General features: G+C 38.7%; 15 protein-coding genes. 7 read left to right on the forward strand and 8 right to left on the reverse strand.

The window, feature by feature from the left end:
• The first annotated feature begins 145 nt into the window (after positions 1–145).
• On the forward strand, positions 146–1,066 hold the full coding sequence (locus ACZ9EE_RS03705; RefSeq protein ID WP_476025336.1) for a YhcN/YlaJ family sporulation lipoprotein: 921 nt from the start codon (positions 146–148) through the stop codon (positions 1,064–1,066).
• 63 nt (positions 1,067–1,129) lie between these two features.
• Here the strand turns inward: ACZ9EE_RS03705 and ACZ9EE_RS03710 are convergent, their stop codons facing one another.
• The 5 genes from ACZ9EE_RS03710 to ACZ9EE_RS03730 form a co-directional block, all read right to left on the reverse strand.
• A complete protein-coding gene (locus ACZ9EE_RS03710) occupies positions 1,130–2,134 on the reverse strand; it encodes a DUF3231 family protein (RefSeq protein WP_476025337.1) in 1,005 nt (334 codons plus the stop codon).
• 24 nt (positions 2,135–2,158) lie between these two features.
• On the reverse strand, positions 2,159–2,728 hold the full coding sequence (locus ACZ9EE_RS03715; RefSeq protein ID WP_476025338.1) for a hypothetical protein: 570 nt from the start codon (positions 2,726–2,728) through the stop codon (positions 2,159–2,161).
• Entirely contained in the window at positions 2,725–3,249 is a 525-nt protein-coding gene (locus tag ACZ9EE_RS03720; RefSeq protein ID WP_476025339.1) for an SRPBCC domain-containing protein, read from the reverse strand. Before ACZ9EE_RS03720 ends, ACZ9EE_RS03715 begins: the two co-directional genes overlap by 4 nt.
• Before the next feature lie 123 nt (positions 3,250–3,372).
• The gene (locus ACZ9EE_RS03725; RefSeq protein WP_476025340.1) at positions 3,373–4,794 is read right to left on the reverse strand and encodes an amino acid permease; all 1,422 of its coding nucleotides are present in this window, start codon (positions 4,792–4,794) and stop codon (positions 3,373–3,375) included.
• A 197-nt stretch (positions 4,795–4,991) separates the two neighbouring features.
• A complete protein-coding gene (locus ACZ9EE_RS03730) occupies positions 4,992–5,174 on the reverse strand; it encodes a Fur-regulated basic protein FbpA (RefSeq protein ID WP_476025341.1) in 183 nt (60 codons plus the stop codon).
• 261 nt (positions 5,175–5,435) lie between these two features.
• On the opposite strand from ACZ9EE_RS03730, the gene ACZ9EE_RS03735 reads away from it, so the two are divergent.
• From ACZ9EE_RS03735 to ACZ9EE_RS03745, 3 genes are all read left to right on the forward strand, one after another.
• The gene (locus ACZ9EE_RS03735; RefSeq protein ID WP_476025342.1) at positions 5,436–6,344 is read left to right on the forward strand and encodes an MBL fold metallo-hydrolase; all 909 of its coding nucleotides are present in this window, start codon (positions 5,436–5,438) and stop codon (positions 6,342–6,344) included.
• A 181-nt stretch (positions 6,345–6,525) separates the two neighbouring features.
• The gene (locus ACZ9EE_RS03740; RefSeq protein ID WP_476025343.1) at positions 6,526–7,614 is read left to right on the forward strand and encodes a C40 family peptidase; all 1,089 of its coding nucleotides are present in this window, start codon (positions 6,526–6,528) and stop codon (positions 7,612–7,614) included.
• An 84-nt stretch (positions 7,615–7,698) separates the two neighbouring features.
• Positions 7,699–8,517: a GDSL-type esterase/lipase family protein gene (locus ACZ9EE_RS03745; RefSeq protein ID WP_476025344.1), complete on the forward strand. Its 819-nt coding sequence runs from the start codon at positions 7,699–7,701 to the stop codon at positions 8,515–8,517.
• Positions 8,518–8,581: 64 nt separating this feature from the next.
• Here ACZ9EE_RS03745 and ACZ9EE_RS03750 read toward each other — a convergent pair whose 3' ends face one another.
• A complete protein-coding gene (locus tag ACZ9EE_RS03750) occupies positions 8,582–9,145 on the reverse strand; it encodes a DUF2062 domain-containing protein (RefSeq protein ID WP_476025345.1) in 564 nt (187 codons plus the stop codon).
• Positions 9,146–9,497: 352 nt separating this feature from the next.
• Between ACZ9EE_RS03750 and ACZ9EE_RS03755 the strand changes: the two genes are divergently transcribed.
• Positions 9,498–10,493, forward strand: coding sequence for an NADPH:quinone oxidoreductase family protein (locus ACZ9EE_RS03755; protein ID WP_476025346.1), 996 nt, complete (start codon positions 9,498–9,500; stop codon positions 10,491–10,493).
• Positions 10,494–10,753: 260 nt separating this feature from the next.
• Here ACZ9EE_RS03755 and ACZ9EE_RS03760 read toward each other — a convergent pair whose 3' ends face one another.
• Positions 10,754–12,223: an IS1182 family transposase gene (locus ACZ9EE_RS03760; RefSeq protein ID WP_476025347.1), complete on the reverse strand. Its 1,470-nt coding sequence runs from the start codon at positions 12,221–12,223 to the stop codon at positions 10,754–10,756.
• A 251-nt stretch (positions 12,224–12,474) separates the two neighbouring features.
• Complete coding sequence (locus tag ACZ9EE_RS03765; RefSeq protein ID WP_476032844.1) at positions 12,475–13,182, reverse strand: rhamnogalacturonan acetylesterase; 708 nt, start codon at positions 13,180–13,182, stop codon at positions 12,475–12,477.
• A gap of 351 nt (positions 13,183–13,533) precedes the next feature.
• On the opposite strand from ACZ9EE_RS03765, the gene ACZ9EE_RS03770 reads away from it, so the two are divergent.
• Positions 13,534–14,010 (forward strand): hypothetical protein, encoded by a 477-nt coding sequence (locus ACZ9EE_RS03770; RefSeq protein ID WP_476025348.1) that lies wholly within the window; start codon positions 13,534–13,536, stop codon positions 14,008–14,010.
• A 61-nt stretch (positions 14,011–14,071) separates the two neighbouring features.
• Positions 14,072–14,794, forward strand: a complete 723-nt coding sequence (locus tag ACZ9EE_RS03775) for a 4Fe-4S binding protein (protein WP_476025349.1) — start codon at positions 14,072–14,074, stop codon at positions 14,792–14,794.
• Positions 14,795–14,856: the final 62 nt, after the last annotated feature.

A 14,856-nucleotide genomic window follows, 5' to 3' on the forward strand; every position in this document is an offset into this window, starting at 1 on the left:
ACCATAATTCGACAATTCAAGTGAATCCCTTACTACCCAAAGATACAATGGTCATATCAATATTTACCTTTGTCCAGCCTCGAATATTCCCCTCAGGAAAGGTGACGATATATATGTACCACATTATTTTTAGGGAGTGAAGTTCTTGAAAAAAGGTTTAGTTACTTTCGTATTAGCTTCTACCCTCGTCGGTTTAACTGGTTGTGCTGATAATGCTACTAAGAACAACCTTAGAAATGACGCCAACAATAGACTGGATGTTCGCAATGTAAGGAACGATAATAATAACAACCGCTTAAGTGTTCAAAATGCGAATACTCACAACCTACGCTATTCAAACCGTGCGGGTCGTGCTGTTGAAAAGCTTCAAGAAGTAGATTTAGCGCATGTTATTATCCGAAACAATGATGCCTATGTTGCTGTTCGTTTAAAAAATAATCGTTTTCAAACGGGAACGGGAACTACAAACACTCGCAACAACACAGGGGCAACAGGTACGAGGGGAACAACTAGCATCACTGGAACCAATAATAATTTAGGTACGACTGGAACAAATGGACGTGACAACCGCCTTACGGCACGAGGTGCAGGAACCGGTCTTAATGGAAACTATCCTGGTACAACAGGTGTGAATCCGATTGACAATACAAATACTGGCTTAAACACTGGTGCTGGAGGAGCTTCGAACACTCGTGGTACAATCGGTATTCGCGGCACCAATAATAACGCCGGCACTACTGGTACCATGAACAACAATAATGGCAACGGTACTAACGGTACCAACAACAATAATACCTTTACAGGTACAAATAACGGTACTGCTGGAACAAATGATGGTACTACTGGTACTAACTATCGCAGTGTGTCTTCACCTCTTGATCAGCGAATTGCCGATCAAGTTCGTACATCAGACAAGAGCATACACCGTGTCTATGTTTCATACGATCGTGACTTCTTCCGTCAAATGACCAACTACTCAACTGATTTAAACACAAAAGGCCGTAACCGAAACAACAACAACCTTTGGAACGACTTTAACAGAACAGTGAAAAATATCTTCCGTTAAGCGGTAAAAGGAAGCATTGCTTTTCCCAATGGAAATGGCAATGCTTCTTTTGTTGACTAATTTTTAACTATTTATTAATTGATCCTTATCGTCAGCCTGCGGCGGTTCCTCCATCCAGCCATTCTTAATTAAAATATTGGCACCGTCTTCCGCATACAAGGCAATTTCGGGAATTAAAGAGGCGTACTGAATGGCCAGATCTTTCCTTGGACTTGCAGCCATTGCCATTCCATAGTTTCCCACTCCAGCAGCAATCATCGCTGATGTGATAAACATCATTAACTTATCTGAAAATATCGATGCCGTGGAATCCATGACTGTAGCATCCCAGCTCATCGGTGCCGGTAGATCTTCTTTCATTAAAAAATCACTAAAGATATTCATATGTTTCTGTGCGATGTGTTTGCCTCTTTTCAGGAACTGTTTGACCTCTTCACTCTTGGCGATCTGACCAAACCCAGTGATTAAAGCTTTTCCAATTGAATTAGTTTGTACATTTAAAAACAGATGAGTAATCTCAATCGAAGTCAAAGCTCTTTTTTTTCCCAGGATTCCGTTTATAAATTGCTGTTTCTCAACAAAGTCCACTCTATCAGGTGTTGAAATAAACGGTGGTCTGATATATGTCCCTTGTTTTAACATCAATTGGCGCGCTAGGTCCTGTAATTTCACCGCTGTTTGTAAAACTCGTTTATGAAAAGAGATCACATCTTCTCGTGTAGCTAATCCCAAGGCCGCGCTGCTAGCGGCCATGGCCAAAATGGACATTTGTCTTAAATACATCAGAACAAACGTATCGGAAAACAGTTTTGGTGCGTCCGGCAATACATCCTTTTCAGTAAAGCCAAATGGAATTGGAAATTCTTCTTTTTTAAAAAAACCCTTTAGAAATTCAACATGAATTTTCGCCTCAGTTAAGGTAAATTCAATAATGGAACGTACTTCAGGATCAGTAGCTTTTTGTAAAAAGTGGCTATTAACACAACTGGCACTGGAATCATTTATGTATTGGGACCATAATGTCGACATTTCTGCTGCCGTCAGACGGATCTCTGATTGACCCTCCATGTAGAACACTCCTCACGCTAGGAATTACCGTTTTTCTTTTAAAAACTGAAAGCCATAAAGCAGTAAAGACTTTATAAAAAAGAGCATTGAAAGCTGATATTTCTTCAACTGGATCAGTGAAGCGATTCGGAATTTTTCTAAAAAGCTCACGAATGGATAGGTGAAAGCTGTGTCAATGACAAAATTAGTTATGGTGTAAATCCAGAATTTTCCATAGGTGAATTTTAATATCCACATAGAACCAATAAAGAAAGGGCCCCAAATTAACGGGAATTCTCCGACTGTGTTCGGAATTATTTTTTCATAAAAGTACCACCAGCGCCTTTTCTTCGCGATTATACTTTCCAACCTTACAACTATGGCAATAAAAAGGCATGCCGGCCAGAATCTCTTAACTGTTTTCTTTCCTAATAACGGAATAGAAAACCAAGGAAGAATTAACATGATGAGTAAAAATAATTTGGATTGTTTCACTAGTAAGTGCCTCCAATTAGTTCTTCTGAGGTTAGGTTTTCCAAACATCGGTAAAATATGAATGGATGTACTTTCATTTCCATACAAATAAAAAGAGCGATTTACCAACCGCTCCGTCATCTGTTTCTTTTTTTAATTTCATAAAGTTTCCGCTTGATTTCTTTTTCTAGCTGCAGGAAAAAATTCTCTACTCCCTTGGTTACTCCAGAATCTAAAAGCCTCTTCCCTGCTAAACCAAGTGCCCCCGACAGCTCACCTTTTGCCTTACATGTTAACTGGGTTACACCTTGGTTTTCTTTTAACATGAGTAAGGCTGTGCCCTTCATTTGTCCCAAATTACCATTCCCATTTAACTTGAGTCGTAATACGGCAGGCGGATTTTCTTCAGCTAGTTGAATTTGTAGTTTAAAATCATCTTGGATTGGTCCCATATTGATTTCCATTTCACCCACGTAAACGCCCGGTGATGTCTCCGAAATTGACTTGCATCCCGGTAGTGAATTCTTTAGAACCTTTTCATTTTTAATATACTTCCAAACAATCGGCCTAGGTAATCCGAAACGATATTGGTATTCAATTTCCACTGTTTCTCCTCCAATAGCAGCAGATTCTTGTGGTCCTTTTTCCTTAATCTTATTCATGGATAGGCAATGTTGTTAAAAGAAACTCGTTGGGATTGTAACCGTTCGTTAAAAAAAGCTGACTCGCATTGTCGTAAGATACGACTTGGTCGAGTCAGCTTTTTTGGTACAACTTATTTTTCTTTATTTTCTTCTTTGGTTTGGAGTAATTTCCTCCGAGAATTCTGTTAATAGGCCAGGTTTTGGTTGTATTCCTTTCCTAGCTGCCTGTTTATTCTGGGTATTCGTCCGAAATCTCATGACAAAATAAATAGCTGAAAACAAAACCACCATAATGATTCCTGACACGAGCCCTACCCCTTGACCCGGTATTAATGGCATACTCAAAAGAACAATGATTAAGCTTATTAAAGCTATATACGAGGTATAAGGAAAGCCCTTTACTTGACAGTTCCCTTCTGGCGGGCAGCCCGCCCTTTTGCGAAACCGGATATGGCTGGCCATAATGACGGCATACGTAAAAATCAACGTAAAACCACTTGTGGTTATCAAGACTAAATAGACTCTAGGGAACAACAGACCGAAGCCCAATCCTAAAAGCATTGCTAGACCCGAAAAAAGTATGCCTCGATAAGGTACATCTCTTAAATCTTTTAGCAATTGCGGTGCATGTCCCTCATCAACTAAAGAACGAATCATTCTGCCAAGCCCAAAGATTGCAGCCAGCATCGCAGACAAACTCGCCGAAATCAAAACCAAATTGAGGGCCGAACCTGCCCAGCCAATCCCCCATCGGTCTAGTGATGCCACCATCGGACTAACGGTCTCATTTAGAGCAGCGGTCGGAATCAGTGGCAGAAGCACTGCCGCATAAAGGATATACAATCCAACTAAAGAAAACACGGTATACCGAATTGCCTTAGGAATGGTATTGCGGGGATCTCTTGCTTCTGAAGCGGCAAGACCAATGATTTCAAAGCCTGCATATGCAAAAACCACGAGTAACATACTGCCGGCAATGCCCTTAATCCCGCCAGGCATGATTGACTCTCTTGCTAACTCCCCTGCCCCGATCGCTCTTGCACCAGGAAGCAGACCGGCGATTAACACAATTGCAGTAAGGATAAAGAACACAATGGCAAAGATTTTCACCCCTGACAGTCCGCTTACGATCTTCCCAAACTTGTCTGCACCTAATAAGTTGACCAGTGTCACTCCAATAATGAGAATGCTTCCGAAAATAGCAATCGATAAATGGGGAAACCATTCACGAAGGAGGATAGTAATGGCTGTAGCTTCACTCGACATCGATAAAATCGTACCTGTCCAGTAAAGCCAGCCAACGACAAAGCCAAATCCTGAACCAAGTTCTCGCGCCGCGAAATTACTAAACGATCCGACAGTAGGATCGGCAACCGTCATTTCGGACAAAGCATACAAGATTAAATAAACAAGGACGCCTGCTAAAATATAGGACAATAAAATAGACGGCCCAGCTGCGTGGATGGCAACGGATGATCCTAGAAAGAAGGAACCTCCAATCACACTTCCTAAGGCCATCATCGTTAACTGCCATGCTGACAGTCCTTTGCTTTTTGTCTCCATTAAACGTTTTCTCCCATACTTTAAATTTTGTTAACAACATATAAGGATATTATTTGCTCCGGTTAACAATTTGATTCTAGGAAAGAGACAATTTGGCCTTTGTGGTGAGAATTGGATTAACTAAAGTCAACACAAAGAAACCGCTCAATCTCTCCTGAGCGGATCCTCTACTTACATATGTTTGAATTAGCTGAAAGTTACATATAAGTATGTTGGCTAGGCTCATTAGCCAAGCCAATGGTTACACATTCTTTCTCTAATTCGCTCAGGGTCATCTCGTACAGATGCTTATTTTTAATCTTATACACCCCTGATTGGATTAATTGATCAATCAAAATTTGTCTTTTATCGTGGACAGCTTCCTGAAGTAATTCACTCACCTGAGAAAACCTCCATTCATAGACTGTTATTTTTGACCTTCTGCCCTTAATTATAAATAGTCCTATTTTAGAATATTGTCGAATTGGCACCTGATAGAAACTTTAACCTTATTTTAATGAACGCAACAATTTTTTAATCTGGACATAATGTTTTATTACTATATTTCCTGGATGGTGACATTTGTTCATTTTTGATGGTTGAACGAATAATTGCTATACTCGTTTTAGATCCAAACTCATGAGAGACCAAGGTGAAGAACGATGATGAGATACACGAACTTAGATGGTGTTGAAAATAAAAAAACATTTAAAGACATGCGAAAGTGGCAAAAAGAGAGAAAAGCCAAGGTGAAGGATTTAACGGTTCAAATTGAACAATCACCTGTAAAAAAGATAACAGAAATCAATGATAACAGGAGCAAAACCACCTATACCTGGATCGGCCATTCCACTTTTTTAATCCAGCTAAATGGGGTTAATATTTTAACAGACCCTGTCTGGGCCAAGCGGATGGGCTTTCAGAAGAGATTAACAGCGCCCGGGATTGCTTTAGAGGACATGCCAGAGATTGATGTTGTGGTCATTTCGCATGGCCATTATGATCACTTAGATTTTCCGACGTTAAAAAAATTAAAAGGCAACCCCCATTATTATGTACCAGCTGGTTTAAAATCACTCTTTTTAAAAAAAGGTTATCAAAAAGTAACGGAACTGAACTGGTGGGAAAGTGCTGAGCATCAAGGCATTACCATTCACTTCGTCCCTGCTCAGCACTGGACAAGGCGGTCCGTGAATGATATGAACACCTCCCATTGGGGCGGCTGGATTTTTCAAACAGAGAAAGAAACTGATTATTTTGTTGGCGATACCGGCTATTTTAGCGGCTTTAAACAAATTGCCGACCAATTTGAAATTGATACGGTGTTTATGCCGATTGGTGCCTACGAACCGGAATGGTTTATGGCCGTTTCGCACATTAATCCAGAGGATAGCGTCAAGGCCTTCCTTGAGCTGCGGGCGAAAACCTTTATTCCTATGCATTACGGTGCCTATCGCTTAGCGGACGATACTGGTCCGGAAGCGTTAGCACGTTTATACCGAGCATGGGAAAATCAGCAGCTGCCTAAAGAACAATTGAAGGTCCTTTTACTAGGTGAAACAATCGTATAGTTTTGAAAGAAGGATGTTTGTCCAGCAGGACAGGCATCCTTTTTCTTTACGTTCCTTGAGATAAAATCACGACTGATACCAAATTGTAAAACTCTCCTAACACGATTGATAAAATGATTTGTTACAATGTACAACGTGTATTGAGAATATTTTGAAAACTCATGAAAGTAGTGGTGTTATTTTGATTAAAAAAGTACTCATCCTTTTAACCTTGTTTATTGTGCTCATAGCAGCCGGGGTTGACATAACAAAATCTAAGGTTCAGGCCGAAACATTAATAGACTTACAAACCGATCATAGCAACACTGCCCTTCCCCCTTCTACACACACCGAAGACTCAACATTCCAGAAAACATCTAATCTAAATAAAAAACTTTTTCAATTATCCCAAGATATTCAAGCAAATGCTCAAGCCATGCAAATGGCCGACAAAAATCAAAAAGTCCTGCAAATAGACATTCAAAACCTTGAAAAAGATATACAGGCAGCCAAAAAAGCAATCGAAAAACGGTCAACTATTTTAAAAGAACGGGCCCTTGCCTATCAACATAGTGATAAACAAGTCACCTATCTTGAAGTTTTGCTTGGCTCGTCTAGTTTAAGTGACTTTTTGAATCGGGTTGGGGCTGTGGCTGCAATTGCTGAGGCGGATCGGAACCTGATTAAACAACAAGAAAGCGAGCAGCAGAAATATGTAAAAAAACAAGCAAATCTAAACAAGAAGTTGACAACGTTAGCTCAATTAAAAGATAATCTAAAAATAAGAAAAACTCAGCTGGAAAATAAGCAAGCTGAATATAAACAAATAGCACAACAGCTTGAGGTAGTGACAAAAAAAGTGGCACCGATACAGTCACACATTGTTACCCCTGTTAACTCTAAAAATGGGTACGTACATACGGTTATAAATGCTGGCAGAAAGTATATTGGAAACTCAGATTATGTATTTGGCGGCGGTAGAACGGCCGATGATATTGCCAACGGACGCTTTGATTGCTCTGGATTCGTTCATTGGTCTTTTGCGCAAGCAGGTATCGAAATCGGACGAAATACGAATGCAATTAAAAAAGCTGGCAGACAGGTGTCCCCAGCTAATATGCAGCCGGGTGACCTTGTGTTTTTTGACACGTATAAAAAAGATGGTCATGTCGGGATTTATATCGGAAATGGCAAATTCATCGGCTCCCAGTCCTCTACTGGAGTAGCTATTGCCGATATGACAGAGGGTTATTGGAAGGATGCCTTTAAAGGACAAGTAATCCGAATTTAATCGGCTCTCCGTTTGAATGGAAATCACCTCCTACATATTTCTGTTGTTTTCCTTGCTATAATGGAATATCAGGGAGTGAAGGAAATGAAGTTTTTTAGATACCTAATCTGTTGCGTTTTAATTATTGGACTTGGTTCAGCGATATGGATCTATTATCCACATTATCAACTTTACCAAATGAAAAAACATACGGTAAAAGCCAGTCAGGCTGATAACCAAGTTTCATATCTTACTTATTTTAAAAATACAAAAGCAGATACCTTGCATCACCTAGCCATAGGTGACTCGGTTATCCGTGGTGTTGGTGCCGAACAAAGTGAAAATCTGGTTTCGCAATTTTCTAATTCGCTCGGCGAACAGGCCGATAAAAAAATAGAGTTTAACAACCAAGGAATTAACGGGATTACGAGCAGCGAATTAAACCAGCTTGTCCAGTCTGGGCAATTTGATGATTCCATTAAACAGGCTGACATTATTACAATCAACGTGGGCGGAAATGATATCATTCATGCAGCCAAAGGATTAGATCTCCAATCTGTCTTTCAAACCTATGACGAGCTGCAAGCCACCTTTACGAAGAATTTAACTGATATAACTTCTCGAGTAACAAAACTAAATCCTCATGCTACGGTGGTTTTATTAGAATTATATAATCCATTATCTCCGGATAACCAAATGTACTCACTTGCTGATAAACTGCTGCCAAAATGGAATGTCCATATTTATGAAGTGGCAAACCGCCTGCCCTCTTCGATTGTGATTGAAACAACAAAGGTGATTAACGGACAGCATTTACAAAATTTATCTGCCGATGGTGTCCATCCAAATTTAGCGGGTTATACCGCGATTTCCGAGCAAATGATTTATCAATTTAAACATCAATATCGAAAAACGGCCGCATAAAAAAACGAAGGAGCATCATCACTCCTTCGTTTTTTTTGTATAATTCATGCTAACGATTACAGGGTCAAATAAAATTTTTATTCACTCTTTTAATCCGTATCTCACTTTTAGAACGCCTTCTTTTTAAACGATTTACTCGTTCTTTTTCATAAAAATAATGAACAATGAAGTACGAAATAACGCTAAGGATAATTCCAAAAATCGTCATCCCAATCAGAGCGTGAAATCCGCCGTGAATGAGGCTTACCAGGCTATGGAAATCACCATGCAACAGTTTTTGGAATGAAAAAGAGCCATTGTGCCCAATTTTCACCTTCATGGGAAGAATTAGCTTTCCTAATTTTCTGGCAAAAGGCAATAAAATGACAGGCAGCAACGTCAGTTTTCCAATCACATTCCCGATAATCGAAGCCGGTAGCGATCCTTTCGCCAAACGGACAATCGGTACGAATAATATATATATTAGGGAGGCAGACGAAATCACTAACATCTCTAGCCCGAATCCTATTGCAAAACCCAATGAAACCTTTTTTGCCCCTCCAGGAGAACGGAGAAGTTTTAAAAAGTTTAACTTAAAAGCACGTCCTAGACGTTGAAAGAAATTATACTTTTTATGTTTTATGCTCATAAGTTAACCTCCCGACCGAATACAATAAAAGAATATAAGTTAATTATATTCCAAATGAACTAAATAAACCAGAAGTACTATTCAGGATATTGCTGGTTTTTTGAATATTAATATAAAATTAATTTAACGAGTAAATTTTTTATTAAAAATTAAGGTGACACGAATTTCTAAAGCGGGCTCATCCGTTTTCCATATGATATGCTAAGAACTTCATTTTGTTCCATTTTCGGGACTATTATCCTCAGAGGCGATTTCCTCGTAATGTCACAATTAGTACGTGTATCATAAAGGTAAAATGATAATATTTATTGTATGATAATTTTAAGTCAATTTTTTATGAGGAGTTAAAGCCATGTCACAAACGTTTAAAGCTTTGATTGTTGATAAACAGGACGAGCAATTTTCTGTTGAAGTACAAAAGCGAACATTAGCTGATCTTCCTGAAGGCGAAGTCCTTATCAGGGTCCACTACTCGAGTGTCAATTATAAAGATAGTTTGGCCAGTATTCCAAATGGCAATATTGTCACACGCTATCCATTCCTACCGGGTATCGATTTAGCAGGAGTGGTGGTTTCATCAAGTGACGCTCGATTCCAAGAAGGCGATGAAGTGATTGCCACAAGCTATGAAATTGGTGTCTCCCATTTTGGAGGATACAGTGAGTATGCCCGCATTCCTGCTAAATGGATTGTTCCGCTGCCAGATGGTTTAACCTTAAAAGAAGCAATGGTCATTGGTACAGCCGGTTTTACCGCTGCGCTCTCGGTCCAACGGTTAGAAGAGAATAACGTAACACCTGATCAAGGGAAAGTGCTCGTAACCGGTGCAACAGGCGGGGTCGGAAGCTTTGCTGTTTCCATTCTTGCTAAGCGAGGCTACCAAGTGGAAGCAAGTACCGGTAAAGAATCCGAGCATGACTACTTGAAAAAGCTCGGTGCAAGCGCGGTCATCCCGCGTGAAGAAGTTTTTGATGGAAAAATTAGAGCCTTAGGCAAGCAAAAATGGTTTGCCGCGGTCGATCCAGTAGGCGGAGAACCACTCGCTTCGTTACTAAGTCAAATTCAATACGGCGGTTCAGTTGCGGCTAGCGGCTTAACAGCAGGGACAAAATTGCCAGCAACCGTGTTCCCATTCATTCTTAGAGGCATTAATTTACTAGGAATCGACTCTGTTTATTGTCCGATGGAAGCTCGCTTAATAATTTGGGATCGGCTCGCCTCAGATTTCAAACCAGCAAATTTGGAATATCTCATTCAAGATGAAGTAACGCTTGAACAGCTGCCAGAAGTCCTTCCTACGCTCTTAAAAGCGCAGGCCCGTGGAAGAATAATTGTAAAATTAGGTTAAATGATTAACAAGAAGAGGCTGACCCAAAAAGGTTGTTGATGAATAATTTTTTCACACTCTGTTGATTGGAGCGGAAGGCGCGAAGACTCCTGCGGGAGTACGGGGCAGGGAAGACCCCGCAGGAGCGAAGCGAGGGCACTGAAAAACTTACGTTTTTTTAACTTTTCAATTTGAGATAAGATAAAATTACGAGCTAATATAAAAAAAGGTGACATTTCGTCTTAAATTAGATGAAATGTCACCTTTTTCCTTGTCTTCTTTTACACTTTTTCATTTAGGAGCTTTAGAATCCGCTTAAGATTCACTGCGAACATCGCTGTTGCCCCTTGAATTTCCATGCCAAATAGACCCGAGGAATTTGCTATTTTAAACCCGTGTCTGTGTTTAAGTTCGCTATTTTTGGCCTCAATTTTATAGCGAGTTTTTGCTAGTTGTTTGAATCTTTCTGTTTCTTGAAATTCTTCTTGATCTTTATGTTCTGTTGATTTAACTGTTATTGAGTATGTCTTACTTTTTGCTTCTTCTTTATAGCACCCATCACGGAATGCACAACCTTTACATTTCTCAATATCAAAAAAGAACTTGATTCTTGGGTTTTTGTCTTGCCCCTTTCTTTCTTCATATTTTTTCTTAATTGCCATATGCCCTGCCTTACAAACGAACATTCCAGCATCTTTATTAAATTCAAATTCATCTTCTTTTGCCCGTGTTCCATGTGTTATATGTGGATGCAATTTAGAAATAAGTTCAAGTTGATTTTTTTTTGTATAGCTAATATTGTCTTTTTCAGAATAGGCTGTATCACCAATTACTGTATTAATTTCCATTCCTGTTGCTTGGCTTTTTTCAATTAACTCCTGCAGATATTTTCCATCACTTTTTTCTCCCGTTGTCACAACTGCAGCTGTTATTATTCTTTCATCGCTCATTGCAATATGTGTTTTATATCCGAAGAATGAAGAGTCTGCTGTTTTATGTCCTACCCGTGCGTCTGTATCAGTTGAACAATTCATTTGACTCATATGGTCTGTGTAATCTTCTACTACTTCATGTAGGACATTTAATTTTTCATTAACGTTAGGAATTGCAGCTATTAGTGGTTCCGATTCGACAACAGAAATAACTTGACGACAATAATTCAATTCATCTCCAACTTCGTCAGAAGTTGATTTTGGTGGAAATTTCTCCTTCATTGATTCGTCGATTTGATAAACTGCTTTTCTTAGACTTTTTGACTTCTCTTGCAAAAATTCCTTTGGCGACTTTTGGTTATAACGTGACTGCGTATGTGTGGAGTCCACAATTATTGTTTTACTTTTTATAATTTCCTTTTCAAGTGCTATCTCAACGGTTTTCCCAATAAGCAAATCTAATAAGCCCACATCTTTAAGACGGTGCCTACGAAATTTTGTTAACGAACTTGGATCTATTACCGGGTCTTCTGGTGCCATGTCGAGGAAATATTTAAACGACATATCATATCTGGAACGCTGTACGATATCTACATCTGATAAATCATAAATCGACTTCAGTAATAGATATTTGAACATTCGGATTGGTGGCACCGCATTCCGCCCGTTATCTAGGCAATATTTCGTTTTTAACTCTTCGAGAATGAACGAAAAATCCACTAATTCTTTAATTCGTCGAAGCATATTTTCTTGTGGCACAACAAGATCGTAAATTGCTATATATGGACTAAGAGTAAAAGATTCTTGATCGGAAATCATCTGAATACCACCCGCAAAATTTTATAATTTTATTATAAAACAAAAAGGCAGTTAAAAGGTCGATAAAGTCTACCTTTCAACTGCTTAAAATGTGAACTTTTTCAGTGCCCTCAGCGAAGCGACGAGGAGGCTCCCCGTACCGCCCGCGAACCGCTCGCGCCTGGAGCGGAGATCACAGACTAAACTAATGAATAAAAAAAGAAGGTGCCCCTAAAAGTTATACTATTTGGGACACCTTCTTCTTGTATTTACTAACGGTATTTTGGTAAGACATGCATTTTTAGCGGCAGATTTTGCTCAGTTATTCCCTGTATAAGTAATTTGGCAATTTGCCGTGCCCCATAGGCTTGGAAATGAGTAATGTCCTTTGCTCCATCAGGGTAGTTTGGGTACTCTCCTGTTTTTAGCCATAAAAATAATTTTTTTGTTTTATCGGGTCCTAGCTGCTGATATAATTTTTTACTCTTTGCCGCTAAATCAATAACAGGAACATTTTCTTCTCTAGCCAGAGCTTTCATCGCCGCTGGATATCGGCCGTGTGTTTCCAGTGCCTTACCATCACTTGAAAACCTCAACCTTTCCACTGGTGTCACAAGTATAGGGTTGGCCCCTTTTCTCCTAGCACCCTCAATATACTTTTTCAAGTACCTTTTATAAGTTGTGTTTGGATTCGTATACAGTCTTTGAAAGCTGAATTTCTCATCATTATGTCCAAACTGAATGAAGAGATAATCACCCTTTTGGATTTGGTTCAAAATCAATTTTAATCTTCCTTCATAAATAAAACTTTTTGAACTTCTCCCACGCTTTGCGTAATTCCGAATCGTAACTTTTGAATCTAGCATGGTTGGCAGCATTTCTCCCCAGCCTGCTCGCGGGTAAAGTGATTTCGGATAATTCGAAACAGTTGAGTCCCCGGCAAGATAGATTGTAACTGGCTTGCCATTTTGCTGAGCCATGACACGCTTTGGCGGCTCTTCTGATTTTTGAACAATTGTATAGGCGGCAACACCTAATAGTATCATCAAAGAAAATAATGCCAGCTTCCATATGATCCCTTTATTCAATGTCAATTCCCCCTATGTAAATTCCATTGATGTCTTAGTATTTATATAACCACTATCATAGATTCAAATCACATTTTATTTTTACACCTTTTTGATTTTCTGTACAGCTATTTATCTAGCGCTAAATAAAAATTCACAATATTTTCCTTTTTAAGTAACTTCTATCAATTTACCTGATGGTAAAATAAGTAAAAAAAGGTAATTAAGACTAAATTTGAAATGAATTCTTTCAGGGGTGATCATATGTTAGGTCATTTAGGATTTTCCTATGTTGGTCTAATCTATTTATTGATGTTATGGATTCCCAACACTATATGGAGTAAGAATAAGCCAATTGATTATAACCCTGCCGAAGAAAACAAACTATTATTATTATTTGAGCGGATTGGACAAGGATGCTGTACTAGCAGCATTTTGACTTTTAGCGATTTTAACCCTGCTCCGTTTTCAGCCTGGAGTTATTGGTTACTAGCATCATTTATTTTGATGATTCTATATGAGATTAGTTGGATTAGATATTTTATTAGTGAGCATACGGAAGAAAATTTTTATCGAAGTTTTTATGGAATTCCCGTACCTGGTGCAAGTCTCCCTGTGATGGCTTTTTTGCTCTTGGGCATTTATGGAAAAGTGATTTGGTTGATTGGATCCGCTATGATCATTGGTATTGGACATATTGGCATACACCTTCAGCATTTAAAAGCAACCGTTGATAAATAATGCTTTTTTAATTGTTGTGAATCCTTTCACAACAATTAAGTTATGTTAAGGGGGAACAAAGATGCAAAGGCAAAATAGTAGAAAATTGATATTAGTCGTCTCCATGTTGCTATTTCCGATCACCATCTATTATCTGTCACCACAATTGATTATTTTAGGTGCACTAGACGGAATTATGACCGGAAGTTTCATTGTTTTTCTTGCATTGCTCATAAGTTCAATTTTTTTAGGAAGATTATTTTGTGGATACCTCTGTCCTGCGGGAGGACTTCAAGAGTATGCATCGCTTATTAATGATAAAAATCCCAGGCAAGGATGGAAAAATAATATAAAATATGTCATATGGGTAATCTGGATTAGTAGTATTATATTTTGTTTTATATTTAGAAAACATGAAATAACGGTAAATTTTTTCTATCAAACTACTAATGGAATATCGATTGCCAATGTATATGATTATATCATTTATTATGGGGTAGTTTTACTAATTTTCATACCCTCTGTTGTGTTTGGTAAAAGGATCTTTTGCCACTATTTTTGCTGGATGGCGCCGTTTATGGTAATAGGAACTAAATTTGGGACTCTGCTTCATATTAAACGACTCAGATTAAATGCTGATAAAGCAGCATGTATAAACTGTCATTTATGCGATAAGTCCTGCCCTATGAGTCTTAATGTTTCAGACAAAGTTAAAATAGAAGCCATGGATGACAATGAGTGTATTTTATGCGGGTCATGCATTGATCACTGTCCTAAAAAGGCGATTACTTATATTGTAAAATAAAAAAATGGCTTAGTTCAAATGAACTAAGCCATTTTTGATAAACTGCCTCTCGAAGGAATCCA

This window comes from Bacillus sp. URHA0034 (assembly GCF_056280405.1).